The sequence below is a fragment of the Bifidobacterium reuteri DSM 23975 genome (assembly GCF_000741695.1).
Taxonomy (GTDB): domain Bacteria; phylum Actinomycetota; class Actinomycetes; order Actinomycetales; family Bifidobacteriaceae; genus Bifidobacterium; species Bifidobacterium reuteri.
In genome coordinates this window covers 86,675-108,297 of sequence record NZ_JGZK01000005.1, presented here as the reverse complement: position 1 = coordinate 108,297, position 21,623 = coordinate 86,675, and the positions used below count along the sequence as shown (strand labels likewise).

The window sequence follows — 21,623 nt, the reverse complement described above, 5'->3', positions numbered from 1 at the left end:
ACCACAGATTCCACAGCCGGCAATCTATCAGTCGACCGATTCGAACGCCGGATCGGAGACCGCAGAATAGAACCGCGCCTTGTACGGCGTCTGGTCACGATACAGTTCGTCAATGCCGCGGCTTTCGAGTTCCTTGGCATCGGCCGCGACTGTGGAGGTGACGATGGTCGGGCGTTTGCCTGCCACCTCCAGCTTCATCCACATGTCGCAGATGGAACCTCCAGGCCCCAAGGTACTGCGGTCGATGGGATTGCCCTGCTCGTCCACGTCCACCACCACGGCGACGGACTTGGATTGCGCCGGCTTGGCATCGCGGTACTGCTTGGCGATGTCGCCGAATTCACGGCCGATAGGCTTGAGCTTGCCGTGCTCGTCGAACAGACCGAGCGAGTATTCGAGCTGCGGGAAGTCCGCCATGTCGGACGGTACGTCGTGCGAGCACCACCATGTGACGCCCCACAGGTTCGAGCAGTCGAGCGCCTTTTCAACGGTGCGTCGGCAGAACTCGGGCGTATCTTCGGTGGCAAGCACGTTTTCGGGCGCGCCCACCTCCTGCAGCCAGACCGGACGGTCGGCAGGACCGAACGCCTTGGCCAGTTCGGCAAGATAGAGCGCATAGGAATAGCACTCCTCGCTCCTGGCTCCATAGCCTTGGGCGATGCCGTTGAACACCCACGAGTGGATAGTGGTCAGATCGCCTTTGGTGGCGGACTGCACCGGAGTGAACGGGTGACCGTCGATGAACCAGACACCGTCATTGACACTGTACAAGGCCAGGTCATCGCCACGCTTGGCGGCCGGCAGCAGCTCGTCGAGCCATTCGCCGATCTGATCGGGTGTGGCGGTCATCTTGGTCGGGTGCGGACGATCGGACAGCTGGTTGACCTCGTTGCCGAGGGTCAAGCCCTTGAACGCCGGTTCCTTGGCCAACGCATCCGCCATGATGGAGATCAGTTCACGTTCCGAAGCCACGGCCTCGGGATCGGTGAACATGTTGCCCTTATGCCATGTCACCAGCCATGAGGGGAGGAAGTCGAAGCTGGAGAGATGGCCTTGGAAAACGTCGACGTAGGCGTCCAGACCATGCTCGCCGGCGATGTGCACCATACGGCACACATCCTCGACGCCCTTCATATTGATCCATGTACGGTTGGGCTGGAGGTACGGCCAGACCGGGAAGATGCGGACATGATCCATGCCCAGATCGCTGATCTGCTTCAGGTCATTGTCGATGCTTTCCCAGTCCGGGTTGAGCCACGAATGGAACCAGCCATGCGAGGGCGTGTAATCAACGCCGAATTTCATGAGAGTATCCTTTCGTGTCAGCCCTTGAGACCGCCCTGTTCCAGTCCGCGGAAGAAGTAACGCTGGAAGCACAGGAAGAAGACGATGATCGGGATGAGGGAGACCAGTGCGCCTGCGGCGATGAGTCGCGGATCCTGGATGAACATGCCCTTGAGCCTGTTCATGCCGAGGGTCAGGGTGTATTTGCTCTCATCGGAGATCGCGATCAACGGCCAGAGGAAGTCGTTCCATGCACCGACGAAGGAGAAGATGCCCACGACGGTCATCGTGCCCTTGACCTGCGGCACACAGATGTGGAAGAACCGCTGCCATAGGCTTGCGCCGTCGACCATGGCCGCCTCCTCAAGTTCCATCGGGATGGATTTGAAGGCGTTGGTCATCAGCAGGATGTTGATGGCGCCGCACAAGCCAGGCAAGGCCACGGCCAGCAACGTGTTCTGCAGATTGATGGCGCGGATGATGAGGAACTGGGAGATCATGACACCTTCGATCGGGATGATCATGGTGCCCATGAACAAGGCGAACACGAACCCGCGGCCACGCCACTTGAGACGTCCGAGTGCATATCCTGCCATCGTGGAGAAGATGATGTTTCCCGCGATGGAGATGATGCACACCACCAGGGTGTTCAGCATGTAATGGAACACCGGCACCTGACGGAAGACGTTGACGTAGTTTTCGATTGTCGGGGTCTTGGGAATCAGGTAGGGAGGCACTGCATAGACGTTGTCCCCCTTGCCCTTGAACGACAGGGACAGCTCCCATACGAACGGTCCGACCAGCATCAGGAAGACCAGCAGCAGAATCACATACTGCACGACCTTGCCCACAGTGACCTTGCTATGATGCCCTTGCATCAGTCCTCACCCCTCTTCTGCACGATCTGCTGGATGATGAGCATGGTGCCCACGATCACCAGCACGACGATGGAGATGGCGCTTGCGTAGCCCGTTCGCGCCTGGATGCCGGTGCCTTCGCGCTTGATGAGCATGGACATGGTCATGTCCATACCGCCGGGGCCTGCAGAACCATTGGTCAACACATAGATTTCGTTGAAGACTCGGAAGGCCGCGATGGTGGAGAGCATCATGATGAGCATCATGGTGGAGCGCACACCCGGCATCGTCACGTAGAGGAACTGGCGAACCGGACCTGCGCCGTCAAGGGATGCTGCCTCATAAAGCGATTCGTCGATGTTGGCCAGTGCGGTCAGGTAGATGACCATGTAGTAGCCGAGGCCGAGCCAGATGGTCACGAACATCGAGCTGAAGAGCACGCCCCAGCGGTCGGTAAGGAATGGAATCGGCTTCGAGATGATCTTCATGGCCTTGAGCATGGAGTTGACCAGACCGGCGGAATCCAGCAGGTTGGTCCAGATCATGCCCACCACCACGGCGGACATCACCACAGGCATGTAGAACGAAGTGCGGAAGAATCCCATGATCCTTGAGTTTCCGCGGACCAGATAGGCCAGGATCAGAGGCAGGATGACCATGAACGGCACCACGCAGATCACATAGAGCGTGGAGTTGAGCAGTGCGGTCAGGAAGTACTCGTCATGGAAGAGCTTGATGAAGTTATCGAATCCGACGAACTTACCCGGACGAAGCAGGGTGGAGTTGGTGAAGGCAAGCCTGAAGGTGTTGAGTGCCGCAAGGACGATGAACACGAACACGATCACGAATGCAGGCAAGACGAACAGGTAGGGGGCAATGATGGTGCCGAAGCTGCGATCCTGCTTCTTGTGATGGGTGCGGTTCATCGGTTCAGGCCGGTCGGAGGCCTTGATGGCCTCCGACCTGTCAGCGGCGAATGCCGCATTGCTCATTGTGCCAGCTTCTCGTTGGCGAACTCGACGGACTTGTCAAGGGCTTCCTTCGGGGTCTGCTTGCCCTGCATGGCGAGCGCGATCTGCTGCTGGAAGTTCTTGTAGCCGTTGTTGTCGGTGAACTCGGCAGGACGGGAGCCGTAGCCGTTCTTGACCTGGTCGAGCGTGATCTTCAGAGCCTTGCCCTCGAGGGTGGACTCGTCGATGTTGGAGAAGTACTCGTCCTCGAGGCCACCCTTGGCGGACGGGAAGACGGAGGCCTGCTTGTCGAAGGCGACCTGGTTCTCGGCGTTAGTCACGAAGCGGGCGAAGTCGATGGCGACGTCGGGGTGCTTGGACTGGGCGCTGATGCCGAGCATCTCGTAGGCGAGGGATGCGGAGCGGCCGTCATCGGAGATACGCGGGCCGACGGCAAGGTGGTCGTACAGGTCCGGGGCGTTCTGCTTGAAGCCTGCTGCGGAGTAGGCGGAACCTGCCATGGCGACGAGGTTGCCACGCTGGAACAGGTCTGCGGCCTGGCTCCAGGAGGAATCCAGCGCCTCCGGCGGGATGCCGCCGGCCTTGTACAGGTCGACGAAGCGGGTCAGCTGCTTGACACCGGCCTCATCGTTGAAGGTGTACTTGCTGTGGTCGGAGTTCATGAAGGACTTGACGCCTGCGGTCAGGAGGTCCTCGGCGTTGTAGCCCATCGTGATACCCAGGTAGATGCCCTTGTCCTTGCAGTTCTTCACGATGGCGTCACCGGCGGCGAAGTACTCGTCCCAGGTGGTGGGGATGTTGTTCGGGTCGAGGCCGCATTCGGACATCAGCTCGGTGTTCCAGTAGGTCGGACCATCGTTGACGTACCACGGAAGACCGTAGGCGCCCTTCTCGATGCCGTTGCCCTGCATGGTGACGGCTTCCCAAGCGCCTTCGTAGTAATCATCCTGCGCGTCCGGGGCTTCCTTGGAGACATCGAGCAGGGCGCCGGCCTTGGCCAGACCGTACAGGATGGAGTTGCCGCCGTCGACGATGTCCGGCAGCTGGCCGGAGGCGGCCTGGCTGGAGAGCTTGTCCTCATAGCCATCGGACGGGGCATCGAGCCACTTGATGGTGACGTCCGGGTGATCCTTCTCGTATGCCTTGATCAGCTCTTCGAAGTACGGGGTGTACTTGTCGTTCTTCAGATTCCAGGTCTGGAAGGAGATCTCCTTCTTACCGCCGTTATCGCTGGAATTGGTGTTGCCGCAAGCGGCCACGGAGACGAGCATCGCGCCTGCACCGAGGATGGCGACGGTCTTCTTCATGGAAAACATGGTGTTTCCTTCTTTCTGTTCCTTAAGAACCCCTCATCCGTCCATGGATGAAGATCCTGTGTTGTGCACCGCTGAATGCCTGTCGACATCCCGAGGATTGCAACTGTTTTAGTTCTCATCGCTGAGACTAAACCGATTTAGTTTCCAGCCCTTCAAGAACCTGTTAACTAAATCGCTTTAGTTAATAAAACAACAACACCGCTGTATCATTGCAAACCCGCAACGCATGCGCGTGTCGCGCACAATGATGGGGCCGCACCCTTACACAAACGCACCCAAGCACAGACAAATGGGGCCCGCCATCGCATATCGCGACAGCGGGCCCCATCATCCCCACGCCCATCAGCGGGAGTTCATGCCCCTACATGACTGCATCCGACTTCATGTCATCGGCGGATACGCAGCGTGGCGAGCTGGAACGGCTGCAACGCCAGCTTCGCACCGTCAACCGGGCACGGGTCATCCGATGCGAACGCGCGCGGCAGATCAGATGGAAGATCGGCGTCCTCCATCACGCTCACCTCCATGACTTCAGCACCGGAAAGCTCATCGGCTACTTGCAGGGAAGCCGTGGCATTGCCGCCCGCAGCCTCATAGAGACGTACAATCACGTCACCGGAACCATCATCGGCGGGTTTGATCCAATCCAGCACGATGGCACCCTGCCGGTCGGCCAGACGGACCAGCGGCGCGAACGCCGGCAGTTCATCCAATACCGGAGCGTTGATCCGGTTCGCCTCGGCAAGCACGGTCTCCATGCCGGCATCGGCGACCACACTCCAAGCGAACGAATGCTCGCCCTGATCCGTGCGGGGGTCCGGATACAGCGGCGCGGAGAGCAACGACAGACGCACCATCGTGCCACGGCCGGCACCATGCGCCGCATCCCCATGAATCGGGCTCACATCGGAGCCGTAGGTGGATGCGTTCACCACGGCTGCGGCGTACCCGGCATCGGCGATACGGACGAACCGGTGCGTGCAGCTCTCGAACTTGGCGTCATCCGAGCGCGTGTTCTTGTTGATCGGGCGTTCGACCATGCCGTACTGGCATTCATACTGGGCGTTAACGGCCTGGACCGTGACCGGGATATCAACCTTGAGGAACTGCTCCTGCGTATGCCAATCCACGTCCGCGGCGAAATCAAGCGTCGCAGAACCGGGACGCAGGGTGATGCTGGTGCGGATCTCGACGTTGTCGGCATGCGTGACGACATGCACCACGGCGCTGCCGTCTTTGGCGACCTCCACGCGCTCCATTTCGGCGTCGGTCAGACCATCGGCGGTCAGGAACGCATCACGCTGGATGTCCCAGGCATCCCAATGGAACGGTTCGTCCTTGAGCAGCTCATAGCGGCCAAGGCGGGTCCCGGACGGCACGAGCTCGCGTTCGCGCGCCTTGTCAATCAGCGACGAGACGGTACCATCGGCCTCCACACGCACGCGCAGCCGTCCATTGTCGAGCACCGTAGCACCCTCTTCGGCCATGACAGTCACCTGAGCGCCGTCTGCGGATCCGTTCGACGCCTCTGCCGCCGGACGCACGGCCCAGGCTTCGCATGCCTGACGTGCGTATGGGGTGATCACCGCATGCTCGACGCTGGCATCGTCCGGCTCCACGACGGCGATGGCGCGCCCGGCTTCATTGGCGATCTGGCGCAATCGCGCGATATCGTGCGCATATTCGGCACGTGGCTGGCGATGCACCCAGGCGATGGCGGAACCGGGAAGAATGTCATGGAACTGGTTCAGCAGCAGCGTCTTCCAGATGCGATCCATTTCTTCACGGGGGTAGGCGTAATCCGGGTTCTTGAGAGCCGCGGCAGTGCACAGATATTCCGTCACACGCAGCATGGACTCCTCTTCGCGGCAGCCGCGTTTCATGTCCTGCTGGGCGGTCAGGGTGCCGCGATGCAGTTCCAGATACAGTTCACCCTTGAATACCGGGGTCTCGCCACGGGCATCGTCGACGATGTCCTTGCGCACACGGTCGAACAAGCGGTCGGGGGTGCCGAACTCGATCTTCGGCGCCCCGGCAAGGTCATGGTCGCGGCGAATGCGTGCGGTCATCTCGCGCGTGGGACCGCCGCCGCCATCACCGAAACCGTACAGCAGAATGGCGTTGCGGGAGAGGTCCTTGTCGAGGAAATTGCGCTGGGAATACTGCAGTTCATGCATGCTCATGGAAGAGCAATAGGTGTCGGAAGGCGGGAAATGCGTGAGGATGCGTGTGCCGTCGATACCCTCCCACATGAAGGAGTGATGCGGGAACTTGGTGGTGTCGTTCCACGAGATCTTCTGCGTCAGGAACCAGTCGAAACCGGCACGACGGGCAATCTGCGGCCAGGAGCCGGTGTAGCCGAAGCTGTCAGGCAGCCAGATGCCGCGAGGATTCACGCCAAGGTGCTGCCGGAAATACCGCTTGCCGAATGTGATCTGACGAATCAACGATTCACCGGAAGGAATCATGTTGTCGGATTCGACCCACATGCCGCCCACCGGGATGAAACGTCCCTCTTTGACACGGTCCATCATGCGCCTGAACAGGTCGGGATGCTCGGCCTCCAGCCATTCATACTGCTGCGCGGAGCTCATCGAGTATGTGAAGTCCGGGTCCTCGTCCATCAGGGCGAGCACGTTAGAGACGGTGCGCGCCACCTTGCGGCGGGTCTCACGCACCGGCCACAGCCAGGCGGAATCGATGTGCGCGTGGCCGATGGCGATGTGGTTGATGGAGCTCGATGCCGCAGGTTCGGCGAGCACCCCGGCCAGCTCCTCACGGGCCGTACCGATGGTGCCGGCGATGTCACGCTCCTCGTAGGCGTTCAGCGAGCGCTGCAATGCCTTGGCGAGCTGCCAGTAGCGCGGATCGTCGTCTTTGAGCTCACGCATGAGCGAGGAGACGGTCTCCAGATCCATGTAGTAGGCGAATGCCTCCCTGTTGAAGGCGGCGACGTCCATGCGGCTCAGCGTGTAGGGGAATTCACGCTTGCCGGTGGCCTTCTCCCCCAGCTCGGTGGGCGAGAACGGCGTAGGGCCTTCCACAAACGGATTGGCGGCGGCTTCGATGTACACGGTGAAATTGCCGTCGGCATCAAGGTCGACCGTGCTGGCACCGTCCTCATAGACCAGAGGAATCCAATGATTCCTAGGATTCGCGGACTTGATGGCCGTGCCGTCTGCACGGTAGACCAGACCTTCGGACTGGAAGCCCGGGCCACGGTAATCAAGCCAGCCGAGATCGACCATGAGTTCGATCTTGCGTCCCTTGACGGCTTCACGGTCGATACGGCCGCTCACCTCGAACCAGGTGGTGCCCCAGGTGGTACCCCATACGCCGGGTATGGGGAAGGGCTGGAAATCGACTTCACCGGCACGTACCTGTGCGAGGAACTCGTCCGAGGGAACCGGCTCGCCGGGATTGTCGAACGAACGTACCGAACACGCCGACAGCGTGGTATGGATATGCGGCTTGAGACGCTGCTGCATCACGCGGTCGCAGCGCTCCAGCTGCTGATTGGGCAGAAGAAACATGAGGTATTGAGCTCCTTTGCTTGTGTGTGTTGTAGGGCTCTGTTAAACCCTCCCCTTGACTCCCTTTGTCAGCGAAGCTGACTTAGGGCAGCCCGTAAGCATATGTCAGAGTCGGTTCAACAGAGCCTTTTGATAGGAGGAGGAAACGATCAGCGACTGATGCGCAGCGTGGCCAGCTGGAACGGGCCCAACGCGAGCGTCGCGCCTTCGGCCTTGCCATCACCATTGTCCTTGAGCGCGGTCGGCAGGTCGGCGGCGATGTCATCGCCTTCCAGAACATTCACCTCGCGTACCGTGGCTCCCCGCAGCGCCGTGGAGACGCGCAGGGCAGCTTCGGCATGACCGCCGGCCGCCTCGTAGACGCGTACGACGAGGTCTCCGGAACCGTCATCCGCCAGCTTCACCCAGTCGATGACGGCCATGCCATCGATCACATCAAGACCGACCAGCGGTTCGATGGCGGGCGCATCGTGGATGATCGGGGCATTGAGCTCGAAAGCCGCATCCACGGTGCGTTCGGCGGTGGCGTCGGCCACCACTGACCAGTCATACTCGTGGGCGCCGAGATCGGTACGCGGATCGGGGAAGGTCGGCGCGGAGACCAGCGACAGCCGGAACATGGTGCCGGCCCCTATGCCGCGTCCGGCATCACCGGCGATCGGAGCCGCGTCGGAGCCGTATACCGAGCCGTTGATCACGGCGACGGCATATCCGGCCTCACGCAGGATGGCGAACCTGTTCGTGCTGCTCTCGAACTTGGCTTCGTCTGAGGCGCTGTTCTTGACGATCGGGCGCGTGACCAGACCGTACTGGCAGTCGTACACCGCGCGGTCGGCGCTGACGGCCAGCGGTACGTCGACCTTGAGGAAACGTTCCTTGGCATGCCAGTCGACCGAGGTATGGAAGTCGAGCTGCTTGGCTCCAGGACGCAGCGTGATCGTCGTGTCGATAACGGTATCGCCTTCGGTGACGTGTACGGTGACCACCGCCGCACCATGGTCGTTGGTCACATCGGCGATGGTGCCCTTCAGCCCCTCCGCCATGAGCAGGGATTCGCGTTCGATCTCCCAGGCATCCCAGACGGCAGGCTCGTCTTTCAGCAGTTCGTAACGGCCCAGACGCGTGCCTTCAGGCACCAGTTCTCGATTGCGCGTCTCATCGATCAGCGAGGAGATGGTGCCGTCCGGCTCGATGACTGCCGAGAGCACACCGTTTGCCATGTTGACACAGCCATCGTCGAGCCGTTCCACCAATACCGGCAAGGACTCGTCTTGCGACGCGACCGGACGAACCTGCCAGGATGCGCCATCCGCGCGATATTGGCTGATGCGCGCCTCCGGCAGCAGATCGGTTTCGGGATCGGCGGCCCGTAGCACGGCGCAAATCTGTTCGGCGATCTCACGCAGACGCTGAATGTCGCGGCGATAATCCTCACGGGCTTCGCGATGCACCCAGGCGATGGAGGAGCCGGGAAGCACATCGTGGAACTGGTTCAGCAGCAGCGTCTTCCAGATGCGATCCATCTCTTCGCGTGGATAGACATAGGACGAATCAGCCAAGGTCGCGGCGGCGCCAAGGTATTCGACGGTGCGCAGCAGCGACTCTTCGGTGCGGCAGCCGCGCTTCATGTCCTGTTGGGCGGTCAGCGTGCCGCGATGCAGTTCCAGATACAGTTCGCCCTTGTAGACGGGCATCTCCGGGCCGGCGTTCTCTTCGATCTGCTCGTGGGCCTTGTCGAAGAACTCGTTCGGGGTCTCGATGCTCACACGGGAGACGCCTTCAAGGTCCTCGTAGCGATGCAGATGCTCCATCATGTCGCGCGTGGGACCGCCGCCGCCATCACCGAAACCGAAGAGCAGGATCGAACGGTCGGCAAGGTCCTTGTCCTGGAAGTTCTTTTCGGCATAATCGAGCTCCTGCACCTTGCACCATGCGGCGTAGGTGTCCGCAGGCGGGAAGTGTGTGAAGATGCGCGAGCCGTCGATGCCCTCCCACATGAAGGAATGATGCGGGAACTTGGTGGTGTCGTTCCACGAGATCTTCTGCGTCAGGAACCACTCGTAGCCGGCACGACGGGCGATCTGCGGCCATGCCCCCGTGTAGCCGAAGCTGTCCGGCAGCCAGATGCCCTTGGGCTCCACACCAAGATGCTCCTTGAAGTAACGTCGCCCGTAGCTGATCTGACGGATCAGGGATTCGCCGGCGGGCAGCATGCCGTCGGCCTCCACCCACATGCCGCCCACCGGGATGAAACGACCTTCGGCGATGCGTCGCTTCATGCGCGCGAAGACATCCGGATGGTCCTCCTCGAGCCATGCGTACTGCTGTGCGGAGCTCATCGCGTATTTGAAGTCTGGATCGGCATCCATCAATGCCAGCGCGTTGGAGACGGTACGCGCCACCTTGCGGCGGGTCTCACGAACCGGCCACAGCCAGGCGGAATCGATGTGCGCGTGGCCAATGGCGCTCACGTTCATCGCCGAGGCGTTCGCATGCTTGGCAAGCACTCCGGCGAGCTGCTCGCGAGCCTGCTCGACCGAATCGAGATGCTGCTCGTCGAAGCTGTTGATGGAACGCTGCAGCGCCTTGGCCAGTTGCCAGTAGCGCGGGGATTGCTTGTCCGCGTATTCCATGAGCTGGGACACCACATCCAGATCGACGGAGTAATCCTCGAAACGCCGGTCGAATTCGGTCAGGTCGGCCGATTTGAACACGTATGGCTCATCCGGCTTGCCGGTGGCGTGATCACCCAACTCGGTCTCGATGAATGGCGGCACGCCGAGGAGCAGAGGATTGCATGCGGCCTCAAGATAGACGGTGAAACCACCATCCTCGGCAATGGGCACCTGCGCATTGCCTTGCTCATCCATGAACGGCACCCAGTGGTTGAGCGGGTGCACGGCCTTGATGGCGGTACCGTCCTCCCGGTAGACCAGTCCCTCGATATGACCGCCACAGGAGTGCGGGTACCAGCCGAGGTCAATCATGAGCTCCAGCGGACGGCCCGGCGTATGGCCCATGGGGACCTTTCCGCTCAGACGGAACCATACCGTTCCCCATGTGGTGCCCCATTCGCTGCCGAGTGTGAATGGCTTGAACGGGATCTCGCCACGATGCAGCTTGCCGAAGAACTCCTGAGTCGGCATCGGCTCGCCGGGGATATCGAACGCCTCCACGTCGAGATGGGCGATGACCGGGTGGATATGCGGGTTCACCCGTTGGCGCAACACTCGTTTGCACCGTTCAAGCTGCTGTTCTGGTTTCAGGAACATCTTGCCTCTTCCCTTGTCCTTGCCGCAAGGTGCGGTCACATCATCGTGCTGCCCTCCGGTGGTTGTGGCGGGCATGCGCTTCCGTCGCGCAAACTAAAGCGCTTTAGTAACATAGTTTGCCATGACGAGCCACAATGTCAAGCCATTCCCCCGACGCGTGTTGTGCACTATGGGGAATTCGCATAGCTCGTCCGGACAGCTGGTTGCCCACATCTTTCGGAAAACCAGTGATTTCGGGTGATAGCCAGTGAAAACGGAAAAGCCGCTCTCCCCTACTGCCGTAAGGGAAAGCGGCTTGTTTCCGCCGAAGCGGATTGGTGGAGGCGCGGGGAATTGAACCCCGGTCGACCAGACCCGGAACACCTACTGCCGCTTGGATTACGCGGCCTCCCCCACTGTTTTTGGGCACATTTTGGGCACATTTTCCAGAATCAGGGAATTCATGGCCGCGCCAACCGCATCCAGATCGTCATCGAACAGGTCCGCATACACGTCCAACGTCATCGACGCGGTCGCATGCCCCAACTGCCTTTGCACCGCCTTCACGTTCGCGCCGGACGCGACCATGAGGCTCGCGGCCGTATGCCGCAGATCGTGCACCGTCATGTCCCCGACGATGCCCGCACGCTTGCGCGCCCAGTAGAACCACGACGACGTGGTGTTCGGCCCGTGCGTGCGCCGCACATACCCGCCGTCCGCGCCGGTGAACACCAGGTCCCCGGCGGACTTGCCGGCGCAGGCGTCCCGCAGCGGGCCGTCCAGCATGGCCGGATAGACGACCTGCCGCCATTTCGCCGACTTCGGCGTATCCACCACGATCCGCCCCCTGACTTCGGTGGCGCTCCTGCGGACCCACAGCCGCCGCCGGCCGAAGTCCACGTCCCCGACCTGCAGGCCCGCCAGCTCCCCCCAACGCAGTCCGGTCAGGCCCAGGACGAGCACGATGGTCCTCTTGTCACGTGAAGCGTCCGCCAGACGCATCAGCTCACCGCACGTGAGATACCGGTGCTCCTTGCGTCGTTTCCTCGGCAGCTCGACGTCGTCGCAGGGGTTTGCGGCGACGAGCCGGTCACGCACGGCCTGCCGCACGATCGCGGAAAGGATGCCGTGGGCGCGCAGCACCACGCTTGCGCTGCACCCCTCGGCGGCCAGTCCGGCCACCCACTCCTGGACCTCGGCGCGGGAGATCGTCGCCAGCCCGCGGCCGCCCCACCGCGGTTCAACCCGATGCCGCCACTCACGTTCCAGCGAGTCGATGTAGCTCGCTTTGCAACGGATCCTCTTCGCGGCGATCCACGCCGGCCACAGCGCGGCGACGGTTCGTCTGCCGGCCTGCGGGTCCACATACGAGCCCTCGGCCTTGGCGACGGTCACATGCTCGGCCGACCAGCGTTCCGCATCCAGCTTGCGGCGGAAACCGCGCTTCTTGGTCTGCGCGCCGTCGGGCTTCCTGTAGCGGACCATGTACCGGGTCTCGCCCCTGCTGGTCAGATACTTGGTGATGTTCGCCATGCCGTCACATCCTTTCTGTCCACAGTTCCTGAAGAATCGTAGATACAGGTGATTTGCACAAATGAGGTATTTCGTGTAAGTTTCTTGCTTTACGCTGTTTGAAAGGAGGCGGCCATGACCATGACCGATACCGGCGTGAAGCCCATCCCGGCATATACGCCGCCAGCCGACGGCAAACCCCGCAGCATGGTGGACGCGAAATGGATGAAGCTGACCCGCAGCGCCCGTCATTACATGGAACGTCGGGCGAAGGCCCGGAAGGAACCCTCCGATGGGCCTGAAGCTCGTCGTTGAACGGGAATGCTCCAGAGACCATCAGACGGCGCTCAGACAGTTCCTCTGCTGCGATCCGGGAGGCTCTGAATGGGCGATGGATCCACAGCGGTACATACGTGAACTCAACGTGCGCAAGACCCCGAAGGGTATCATGCGCACGCTTCTTGTCGTATCCGGTGACGTTCCCCTGCATGATGACGTGGTCGGGTTCTGCGAATACGGAGTCGCCGTGGAGACGACCGACGGACATGAGGGCGTCTACCAGATCTCGTACATCGCCACCGCCCTGAAGGTGCGCGGCACCCATCTTGGTGACACGCTGCTCTCCTCGGTGATCGTGCACCTGCGCGACGACGCCTGGCGTTCCCATCGCACGCCGCTCGTGCTGACCCAGGTGGATCCACGCAACAGGCCCAGTATGGACCTGTTCGCACGATTCGGATTCGTGGATGAGGGCCCGGATCCCGATGATCCGGAATACCACCTGCTGTCCCTGGAGTTCACCCCGCAGGCTCGCGGCGACTACTTCGGCAGCACACTCGCGTTCTTCTAGCATTTCGGTCAGGCTCCGCACCGTCTCGTAGAGTCTCCGCGCATCTGCCCGTAGCTCATGCGTGCCGACCCCATCAATGCGAAAGCCACGACCAATCACCTTTCTTTCCGTCCTAATCGGGAGCTGAACCTAGATTTGACTTCTGGAGTGTCATGTGCAAGATTCGAATCAGCTCATCTACAGGTTGTAGAAGGAGTCTCCTGGGTCGCTGCGGCGGCCCTTGTTTTATTGAATCGCGTCGCCGCGTTCTTGGGCCTGTGCATACCGTCGTTTCTGCTTCCTCGCGGAGCCGCAATATCTCCTGCTTGCGCCCGAAAAACGGTACATTCCGATCAATGGTCGGAGCTGAATGCCTTCCCATGATTCCTTCTTTCTTCAGCTGACAGCGCTGTCATGCAGCCAGTTCTTGTAGTCTTCGATGACCTGGATGGTCACGTTGAGTTCGCACGCGATAAGGTACGAGTCTGCGCCGTACATTCTTTCGGCCATCGCGTACTCATGCGGGTTGATGAGCCGGAACGCAGTGCACAGTCTTGCGCGTCGTTCGGCCTTCGACCCATAAGGGGTGCAGCCCCGGTCATGATTATGGGCGTGCACGAGCTCATGGCAGAGGGTGCAGCGTTTCTGGAAGTCCAGTAACGTTTCATCGAGGACAATGAGACGCTTAGGCTCGTAGTAGAAGCCGCACAATCCCTGCTGCAGCCGGCATTCCTCCACCCGAATTCCATTATTGGCGGCTTCCTGCAGGAGTTCGTCATAGGTAATGCTTACCGTCCTTCACCCCCTTCCCGTTCGAGATCCTTGTTCGGATCCCGGTTGGCCGCAATCGCGTATTGTTCGGGGTTGGCTGCTATGCGCTCGGCGAGCGCATCTGCATCCTCCTCATGCAAACGAGACGCGGTGCTGTCATCTGCCTCTTCGACCATAGGGATAACCAAACGGTCCGGCGAGATAGCCCATATCTGGCTGATTATCCCAATGTCGTTGAGGTTCCACTCCTTTTCATCGTTGATTCTCGCCCTCACATAGCTCTCGCTTCGCCCCATCTGCCTCGCCAATTCGCGGTTAGACATGCGTCTGATTCCCAGCTGTGCTCGGATATTGGTGCTGACGATTTTGCCAAGAGCGCTGACGTCGATTTTCTTGCTTCCCATACTTTTCATCATAACTGCGTTTGCGCTTAGGCGCGCACAAAAGATATTTCATGCGCCACAAATGATGTGTTTTGCGTTCAATTGACGACACGCCATGCGTCATCTTGACTTGCTATGCGTCCAATTGGGTTCATAATAAGAATCACCAACCGAGGAAAGGACAGGAAATGGAAGCCAAGGAAATCGAGACAGAGGCCAAGGTCACGACCACCATCGAGGGGGCGGTGAGGACCATCGTGGTGGAGTGGCCCGACGGCGAACGGTTCACGCTCGTGCATCACGCGGACGGCACCGATACCGTGAGGTTCGGCCGCGGAGGCCAGGGTGAGGCCCGACGCATCAGCGAACAGGCGGCAACGGCTCTCTCATTCGTCATCTGAAAAACTACAGGCCGGGCCCAAGGGCCCGGCGTCGCAAATTGCAGAACACGAAAGGAACGTCGCTCATGCCGGAGCTCAACTCCATTGTGGCAGACCGATTTAGAGCAGTCTTGGCATATCGGCATATCAGCGTTATCGAATATGCCGAGCTAACGAAGCAAAGCCGAGACGCCGCAAATCGGCGAATCAACGGCAGTATTCCGTTGACACTCTCTGACCTGCATGACTTTTGCGAAGTAACAGGCTATGAGCCTTATGAACTTCTCCAACCTGAGTTTGTGTTGAAGCCTGCGAGCCATGCGATGGGCTCGCAGGCGCTCACCGGCAAGGAGGCGGAGTGATGGGTTACGGCGTTTCGATGGAGCGGCTAGTGCTCACAGCTGACGATCTCATCGACTACCTGGTCTCGGTGCATCCCGAGCTCGCTGACCCACGATATGTGGACCTCGATCTCGAACCGTATGGCAAGGCCGTGAAGGAAAGCTGGGTTGAGTTTCCGCTGATGTTCGACGATCTGGTCGACCGTGCGCGATGCATCGAGGCGCAGTACGCGAAAACCGGCTACATGGTCGAACGTGGCGTCGACTATTGCTGCGTCTCCCGACCGAACCGTGACGGCGACATCGTCAGCAGCATGTGCGCAGTGATTGCGAAGGACGATGGTCCGGCCATCATCCTCGACCCGAACCGTCCAATCGTATACGGTCTGGTCCGCGCCAACCCGGAGCGCCCGCTCCGCGACCTCATTGGCGTCCAAAGCTATCTCGTTCGCGTGTTCTGCCAGCTTGTTGGCCGTCCCGGCTTCACGGTTGGCCGTCTCGGCCAGCTCGTTGGCACGCTGCGCGAGCTTGTTCGCCTTGCGCGTCTGGACGAGGGCGACAAGGCCGGCGACCGTGCCGAACGTTCCACCGACGGCGCCGAGGCCGGTCCAGAACATGTTCCACCAATCCATGAACCGGATACTACCCGCAGGGAGGCGGCGTGATGGACGATTTCATTAGTTGGACCCCCGCCGTCATCAGCGTCACGGCAGCGCTGGTGTCCACGTCGAACGTGCTGCTACTGACAATCACCGGCGAGGGGCTTCTCGATCGTCTGGATGGTCTGTTCGCGGAGCGTCCAGAGTCCGCCAGGCCCATCGACGGGACTTGCCATGTAACCATAATCCCAAACGGGAATGCTCAAAACACCAACGAAGCATCGTCGGATAATGGCCTCGCTTCTCGGGTACGGGATAGCGGGGCTGTTCCGGAATGCTCCCCTCGATCGCATAGGTCAGACTCACGCGCCGACGCAACCGGGTCGGCTGCTTCGTCCAGATCAGGCGGACCGCGATGACGTCGGCATCATTGCTCCTGAAACCGAGCAGCAGCAGTTCGTCAGTGGACTTCACCTGCGCGATTTTGCTGGGGGTGAGGTATTTCGTGTTCGTTCCATCATCGGTTATTTGCAGGAAGTACGCCGTGCAGCCGTTGCCTTCGACCTCCACGTCATACGCGGCGCCGTCCCCGGAATTGTATATCCCGCAGATGAAGTCAGGCTCTTTCTCCCCGCGACAGGCAAGCCAGCCGGCCAGGCCGGGAACGGTCGCCGACAGCGGGATGTCCGGATCCGTCGAGTGCTTCAGCAACGTCCAATCGGCCTGTGGCCGGTTGCGCCATGGCCACCATACGGATACGACCACGCCGGCGAGGGATACGAGCGCGCCGGCCCACGACGCGATAACGGAACCATCCATGACATGGATTCTATCTGGAAGGAGGACGGCGTGATGGACGTGCATGATTACGGGCGTCACTTCAGCGGCTTCGAGCGGCCGACACGACCGCGCAGGCTCCGCGACCGGTACCCGTACCTGACCGGCCTGCTGTGGCTGACAGTGCTCGCCGGCTCGCTCCTGTGGCTGCTCACCCACGACGGCTGCGCGCACCCCCTGGGCAACACCATCGCACTGATCGTTTACGTGGCGGCGGGCTGCAGGCTCCTCCTTCCATGGATGCTGCGCAAGGTCGGACCGTATCTGACCGAATGATTCTTGCCCGCCTGTTGCTGGTTTTCCTCACGGGCGGACGGCGGTAAAGGAGACCGTAAATCCCAAATAACCGAAAAGTTTTCTTGAACACCGGCGGGAGCGTCTGACTGGGTCAGTGGTTCCGTTCCCGCCACCCTGGGGCCGGCAGGCTAGCCACCGTCGGAGATCACGTTTCATGTGGCGTGGCAAACGACGGGATGCCGTTCGATTCGGCTCGGTCCACGGGGATCCGCGTCAACGCCACCCGCGACGCCCTTCTTTTTCCCTGATTTCTTCGGGAGGTCGGGGGAACGATGGCCGTCGAGGCCCATCCGACAAATGCGGGCCGGTGACACGGCCAGCGCGGATCCCGCATAACAGAAAAGGCCCCGGCTGCAACCGGGGCCCCAAGGAAAAACAGGATACCAACAAGGGAAAGGATACCACGATGGAGGGTCTCATGACCATCAGAGAGCTAGCGGCGCATTGCCACCGCTCGTATTCGACGGTGGCGAAATGGTCGAGCGGGCATCTGACCAGCCCGTATCCGGAGCCGGTGCGTGGCGTCAACGGGTGTTTCATGGGCTGGCGTCGCGAGGACATCGAACGCACGGACGAGGCCAACAGGTACAGCCGCGCCGACTATCTGCAGGGGAAGGTGAAACGCCAGTGAGTGACATCGAACTCGTACAGAGACTCAGCAAGGCGCTGCAGCCGGAGTTGGCCGGATTACGGGTCACGCCGAGCGAGACCGCGTTGGAGAGCCTGCTCATGCAGGCTTTGCAGGACTCGCGTCTGAATCTTGAGGACATGGGAGGGAAGGACTGATGGTGCGAATGACGGTGGACATGGCCGCGAAATCGTCCGGCATGTTCGATATTCACCGGTTCAAGGGTTCCGGCACCACGAAACGGTCACGCCATGAGGCGTGGCTGCGGTTCCGCCGATTGGGCGTGGGCGGCTCGGACATGAGCACGATCCTCGGCCTCAACCCGTGGATGACGCCCTACGACCTGTGGTTGGAGAAGACCGGACGGCAGGAGCCCGAGGACATCAGCGGCAAGTGGGCCGTCGTCAAGGGCAACGCGCTCGAGGTGGAGCTTCGCCGCCGTTTCCGTAGACTGCACCCGGAATATCAGGTGATAGACGGCACCGACATCAGCCTCACGTCCAGGGCGCATCCCCTGATGCACGCCTCATTGGACGGTTTCATCTACGATCCGGAATCCGATTCGTGGGGCGTGTTGGAGATCAAGACGGCCGGTGCCATGCGCGGCCGCACGGACTGGCATGACGCCGACGGGAACCTTATCGCCCCCGACTATTACATGGCGCAGGTCACGCATTACATGGCGGTCACCGGGTTCACGTGGGGCTTCTTCTACGCGGACCTCGGCGAGGGCGAGCCGGTGGAGGTGCGCTTCGAACGTGACGAGCAGGACGTGCAGGCGGTCATACAGGCGGCCGAGGAGTTCTGGGGGTTCGTGACCGGCGGAAGGATGCCACGGCTCAAGGGCGTGGACGTGGCGAAGGCGTACCCGGAGCCCACGGAGGGCATCCTGGCCGCCGACGACGATCCCGAACTCGCCTCCCTGATGGCCGAATACGAGCAGGCCAGGCAGCGTGCCATGGAGGCGGCGGACGACGTGAAGCTGCTGCAGGACGCGCTGATCGTGCGCATCGGCGACAGCGAGGGAGTCCGATGCCAGGGGTTCGAGGCCACGTACAAGCCGTTCCACCGGAAGGGCTACACGCGGGAGGTCAAGCCCAGCTCGGGCAGGACGTTCAGATTCAAGCAGTTGAAGGAGAAATGATGCGTTGGAAGGCAATAGCGGGTTTCGATTATTACGAAATATCCGACAGTGGCAAAGTCCGCAGCATCCGTCACAAGGTAACTTGCAAAAACGGTTTTGTGAAGACGGTGCCGGAGAAATATCTGCGCCCAGCCCTAGGCCGGAACGGATACCTCGTTGTCAGTCTTTGGCAGGAAGGCAGGCAATCTATGAGATACCTGCACCGGCTTATCGCCGAAGCGTTTATCGAGAATCCCTGGCATCTGCCGGTGATAAACCACAAGAACGGCGATAAGACCGACAATCACGTAACCAATCTTGAATGGACGACCTATAGCGGGAACAACCGGCATGCGTACAGAACAGGCCTTAAGAAAAAGCCCGTGAAGCTCGGTCCTGAAGAAGTCGCCCTCATTCGCTCGTCAAGCGAGACGGAAATCGAACTGAGCAAAAGATTCGGCGTTTGTACGGCAACCATCCGGGCAGTCAAAAACCATCGATTCGCGTACGCCAAGGAGGCACAGTAATGGGACAACTCGCACGATCCATCCAAAATCGCCAGTTGCAAGCAATGCCAAACGACCAGGAACGGAAGCAGCAGTTCATGACGGCCTTGGAGAAGGATTGGCCCCGCATCGTGGCATCCATGCCGAAGCATATGACCCCCGATCGCATATTCCAGATGTACCAAAGCACGCTGAGCCGTGAACCCAAACTACGGGAATGCACTCTCAACAGCGTGCTCTCATGTTTCATGAAATGCGCCCAGCTCGGCCTTGAACTGTCAAACGCAGACGGACTCGGCAAAGCGTATATCATCCCGTTCTTCAACAACAAGAACAATGAGATGGAGGCCACATTCCTCATCGGCTACCGAGGCATGCTCCAATTGGCGCGAAATAGCGGGGAAATCAAGAGCATGCAGGCAAAGGCCGTTTATGATGGCGACGAATTCCATTACCAGTTTGGCCTGCATGAGGATCTGGTGCATATTCCCGCCGAGAAACGACCCAGGAACGCGAAACTCACTCATGTGTACTTCATCGCGCTGTTCAAGGACGGAGGCCATCAGCTTGATGTGATGACCAGAGATGAGGTGGACGCCGTCCGCTCCCGCAGCAAGTCAAAGAACAACGGCCCATGGGTGACGGACTACGAGGCCATGGCCATCAAATCCGTAATCCGCAGGGCGTTCAAGATGCTCCCGAACAGTGCCGATGTGAAGGAGGAAGTACAGCAACACGTAGATGCATACACTCCGGACTACTCAGGTATTCTCCCATCCTCACCGGAAGGCTTGCCCGACTCGGACGCCGACGCCCCCGAAGAGCCTTCGGACATTGACGGCGTGCTCGCGGACGGCGGGACGGAACAGCCCGCCGAGGAGCCGGATCCTGTCGAGGTGAAGCGTCGCGACGTGATCCGCCGTTTCCAGCAGTTGGGCGTCACGTCGGACGCGGAGGCGTGCGGGACGATCTCGAAGGTCCTCGGACGCGAGGTGAAGGAGACCGGCGGACTGCCGGAAGCCGATCTCGATGTGGTGCTCGCCCAGTTGAAGGCCAGCGTCAGGGAGGGCGAGTGAGCCATGGGCGTGAACGTGAGCTTCACCGGCAACGTGGGCCGGGATCCGGAGACCAGGGAGTTCGACAACGGGCGTAGCCTGACCACGTTCAGCGTTGGCGTCTCCCAGGGCTACTACGACCAGCAGAACCAATGGCATGACCAGGGCACCATGTGGATCACCGTGGAATGCTCGCCCACGGCCGCAAGACAGCTCCCCTACGTGCATAAGGGCGTGAAGCTGCTCGTCACCGGCCGCCTGTCCCAACGCTTCTACCAGAAGAAGGACGGGGGCCAGGGCAGTGAATTGCGCGTGTACGCGGACGCGATCGGCTTCCTCCACAGGAAGGACGAGCAGCCGCAGACGGGCGGGTTCACGGGAGCCCAACCACAGCCGCCGGCCTCCGACCCGTGGGCGGCGCCGCAATCGGACACGGAGCCGGAGTTCTGATGCTGCACCTGTACCGCGACGAGGAGCCCGAGGATGTGGAACCCCATTGCCCGATACACGGGTGCAGCCTGTTCCCGACACGTCCCATACCATGCCCGCAGTGCGCGGAGGAAGCCGAGGAGGAGTAGACACATGGGCAATCCGAGCAAAAGTAAGGGCACCAGCATGGAGACCTGGACGGTGCGTTACCTCGCGTGGGCGTTGCAGGACACGCGCATCGACCGCATGCCGTTGAAGGGCCGACTCGACGAGGGCGACATCCGCGGCGTCAGGTTCCGTGGCGAACCCGTATGCGTGGAATGCAAGGACACGAAGGAGCCCCAATACCGGGAGCACTGGAGGCAGACATTGGTGGAGATGGCGAACATGGACACCCCGTACGGGGTGCTCGTCAAACACCGGAAGGGCGTCGGTGTGAAAAGCCTGAAGGGCATGGGCGCCCAGATGGCCGTCATGGACGAGGACACCTTCGAACGGTTCCTCACCGGTCTGACGGGCCTGCATGTCGCCGACCTCGCCGAGCTCACGGAACAGCTGCGCGGGGAGGCCAGGCGCGTGCCACGCAACCCGCATCTCGTCTGGCTCCCGTTGGAACGGTTCGCGCTGATCCTCAACGACGGGCTCCCCCTGGGGCCGGACGCATGAACGGAGCCACGGCGGCGGTCCTCCTGATCGCCGCCACCGTAGTGATCGCATTCCT

Annotated in this window: 23 protein-coding genes; 13 read left to right on the top strand and 10 right to left on the bottom strand. The window is 60.8% G+C overall.

Features of this window, described 5'->3' with window-relative positions:
* Positions 1–27: 27 nt before the first annotated feature.
* The 7 genes from BREU_RS05790 to BREU_RS05760 all read right to left on the bottom strand — a co-directional run bounded on the left by BREU_RS05790 (position 28) and on the right by BREU_RS05760 (position 12,745).
* A complete protein-coding gene (locus BREU_RS05790; protein WP_044088789.1) occupies positions 28–1,305 on the bottom strand; it encodes a glycoside hydrolase 5 family protein in 1,278 nt (425 codons plus the stop codon).
* 17 nt (positions 1,306–1,322) lie between these two features.
* Positions 1,323–2,162, bottom strand: coding sequence for a carbohydrate ABC transporter permease (locus BREU_RS05785; RefSeq protein WP_044088787.1), 840 nt, complete (start codon positions 2,160–2,162; stop codon positions 1,323–1,325).
* Positions 2,162–3,133: a carbohydrate ABC transporter permease gene (locus tag BREU_RS05780; protein WP_044088786.1), complete on the bottom strand. Its 972-nt coding sequence runs from the start codon at positions 3,131–3,133 to the stop codon at positions 2,162–2,164. Before BREU_RS05780 ends, BREU_RS05785 begins: the two co-directional genes overlap by 1 nt.
* Positions 3,130–4,428, bottom strand: a complete 1,299-nt coding sequence (locus tag BREU_RS05775; RefSeq protein WP_044088785.1) for an ABC transporter substrate-binding protein — start codon at positions 4,426–4,428, stop codon at positions 3,130–3,132. Before BREU_RS05775 ends, BREU_RS05780 begins: the two co-directional genes overlap by 4 nt.
* Before the next feature lie 386 nt (positions 4,429–4,814).
* Positions 4,815–7,961, bottom strand: coding sequence for an alpha-mannosidase (locus BREU_RS05770; RefSeq protein WP_044088784.1), 3,147 nt, complete (start codon positions 7,959–7,961; stop codon positions 4,815–4,817).
* 149 nt (positions 7,962–8,110) lie between these two features.
* The gene (locus tag BREU_RS05765; protein WP_044088909.1) at positions 8,111–11,233 is read right to left on the bottom strand and encodes an alpha-mannosidase; all 3,123 of its coding nucleotides are present in this window, start codon (positions 11,231–11,233) and stop codon (positions 8,111–8,113) included.
* 378 nt (positions 11,234–11,611) lie between these two features.
* Positions 11,612–12,745, bottom strand: a complete 1,134-nt coding sequence (locus tag BREU_RS05760; RefSeq protein WP_044090651.1) for a tyrosine-type recombinase/integrase — start codon at positions 12,743–12,745, stop codon at positions 11,612–11,614.
* A gap of 114 nt (positions 12,746–12,859) precedes the next feature.
* On the opposite strand from BREU_RS05760, the gene BREU_RS05755 reads away from it, so the two are divergent.
* Both BREU_RS05755 and BREU_RS05750 read left to right on the top strand, forming a co-directional pair.
* Entirely contained in the window at positions 12,860–13,039 is a 180-nt protein-coding gene (locus BREU_RS05755) for a hypothetical protein (protein WP_044090653.1), read from the top strand.
* A complete protein-coding gene (locus BREU_RS05750; protein WP_223847928.1) occupies positions 13,017–13,574 on the top strand; it encodes a GNAT family N-acetyltransferase in 558 nt (185 codons plus the stop codon). Before BREU_RS05755 ends, BREU_RS05750 begins: the two co-directional genes overlap by 23 nt.
* Before the next feature lie 375 nt (positions 13,575–13,949).
* Here the strand turns inward: BREU_RS05750 and BREU_RS05745 are convergent, their stop codons facing one another.
* Positions 13,950–14,321, bottom strand: a complete 372-nt coding sequence (locus tag BREU_RS05745; protein WP_044090655.1) for an ImmA/IrrE family metallo-endopeptidase — start codon at positions 14,319–14,321, stop codon at positions 13,950–13,952.
* 20 nt (positions 14,322–14,341) lie between these two features.
* The gene (locus tag BREU_RS05740; protein WP_044090656.1) at positions 14,342–14,728 is read right to left on the bottom strand and encodes a hypothetical protein; all 387 of its coding nucleotides are present in this window, start codon (positions 14,726–14,728) and stop codon (positions 14,342–14,344) included.
* 167 nt (positions 14,729–14,895) lie between these two features.
* Between BREU_RS05740 and BREU_RS05735 the strand changes: the two genes are divergently transcribed.
* The 3 genes from BREU_RS05735 (at position 14,896) to BREU_RS05725 (ending at position 16,093) form a co-directional block, all read left to right on the top strand.
* The gene (locus BREU_RS05735; protein ID WP_044090657.1) at positions 14,896–15,108 is read left to right on the top strand and encodes a hypothetical protein; all 213 of its coding nucleotides are present in this window, start codon (positions 14,896–14,898) and stop codon (positions 15,106–15,108) included.
* Between the two features lie 65 nt (positions 15,109–15,173).
* Positions 15,174–15,449 (top strand): helix-turn-helix domain-containing protein, encoded by a 276-nt coding sequence (locus BREU_RS05730; RefSeq protein ID WP_044090658.1) that lies wholly within the window; start codon positions 15,174–15,176, stop codon positions 15,447–15,449.
* Positions 15,449–16,093, top strand: a complete 645-nt coding sequence (locus tag BREU_RS05725; protein ID WP_044090659.1) for a hypothetical protein — start codon at positions 15,449–15,451, stop codon at positions 16,091–16,093. The genes BREU_RS05730 and BREU_RS05725 overlap by 1 nt, the downstream gene beginning before the upstream one ends.
* Positions 16,094–16,177: 84 nt before the next feature.
* Here BREU_RS05725 and BREU_RS05720 read toward each other — a convergent pair whose 3' ends face one another.
* Complete coding sequence (locus BREU_RS05720; protein ID WP_044090661.1) at positions 16,178–16,846, bottom strand: hypothetical protein; 669 nt, start codon at positions 16,844–16,846, stop codon at positions 16,178–16,180.
* A 3-nt stretch (positions 16,847–16,849) separates the two neighbouring features.
* Here BREU_RS05720 and BREU_RS05715 point away from each other — a divergent pair, with 3 nt between their 5' ends.
* The 8 genes from BREU_RS05715 to BREU_RS11265 all read left to right on the top strand — a co-directional run bounded on the left by BREU_RS05715 (position 16,850) and on the right by BREU_RS11265 (position 21,568).
* Entirely contained in the window at positions 16,850–17,140 is a 291-nt protein-coding gene (locus tag BREU_RS05715; RefSeq protein ID WP_044090662.1) for a hypothetical protein, read from the top strand.
* 439 nt (positions 17,141–17,579) lie between these two features.
* On the top strand, positions 17,580–17,792 hold the full coding sequence (locus tag BREU_RS05710) for a hypothetical protein (RefSeq protein WP_140462396.1): 213 nt from the start codon (positions 17,580–17,582) through the stop codon (positions 17,790–17,792).
* Entirely contained in the window at positions 17,789–17,947 is a 159-nt protein-coding gene (locus BREU_RS11930) for a hypothetical protein (RefSeq protein WP_156100221.1), read from the top strand. Before BREU_RS05710 ends, BREU_RS11930 begins: the two co-directional genes overlap by 4 nt.
* Positions 17,947–18,933: a YqaJ viral recombinase family nuclease gene (locus tag BREU_RS05705; protein ID WP_044090664.1), complete on the top strand. Its 987-nt coding sequence runs from the start codon at positions 17,947–17,949 to the stop codon at positions 18,931–18,933. Before BREU_RS11930 ends, BREU_RS05705 begins: the two co-directional genes overlap by 1 nt.
* Positions 18,930–19,439 (top strand): NUMOD4 domain-containing protein, encoded by a 510-nt coding sequence (locus BREU_RS05700; protein ID WP_161788325.1) that lies wholly within the window; start codon positions 18,930–18,932, stop codon positions 19,437–19,439. Before BREU_RS05705 ends, BREU_RS05700 begins: the two co-directional genes overlap by 4 nt.
* Complete coding sequence (locus BREU_RS05695; RefSeq protein ID WP_052382048.1) at positions 19,439–20,494, top strand: recombinase RecT; 1,056 nt, start codon at positions 19,439–19,441, stop codon at positions 20,492–20,494. Before BREU_RS05700 ends, BREU_RS05695 begins: the two co-directional genes overlap by 1 nt.
* A 3-nt stretch (positions 20,495–20,497) precedes the next feature.
* Positions 20,498–20,923, top strand: a complete 426-nt coding sequence (locus BREU_RS05690) for a single-stranded DNA-binding protein (protein WP_044090665.1) — start codon at positions 20,498–20,500, stop codon at positions 20,921–20,923.
* Between the two features lie 132 nt (positions 20,924–21,055).
* Entirely contained in the window at positions 21,056–21,568 is a 513-nt protein-coding gene (locus tag BREU_RS11265) for a hypothetical protein (RefSeq protein ID WP_052382047.1), read from the top strand.
* Positions 21,569–21,623 lie beyond the last annotated feature (55 nt).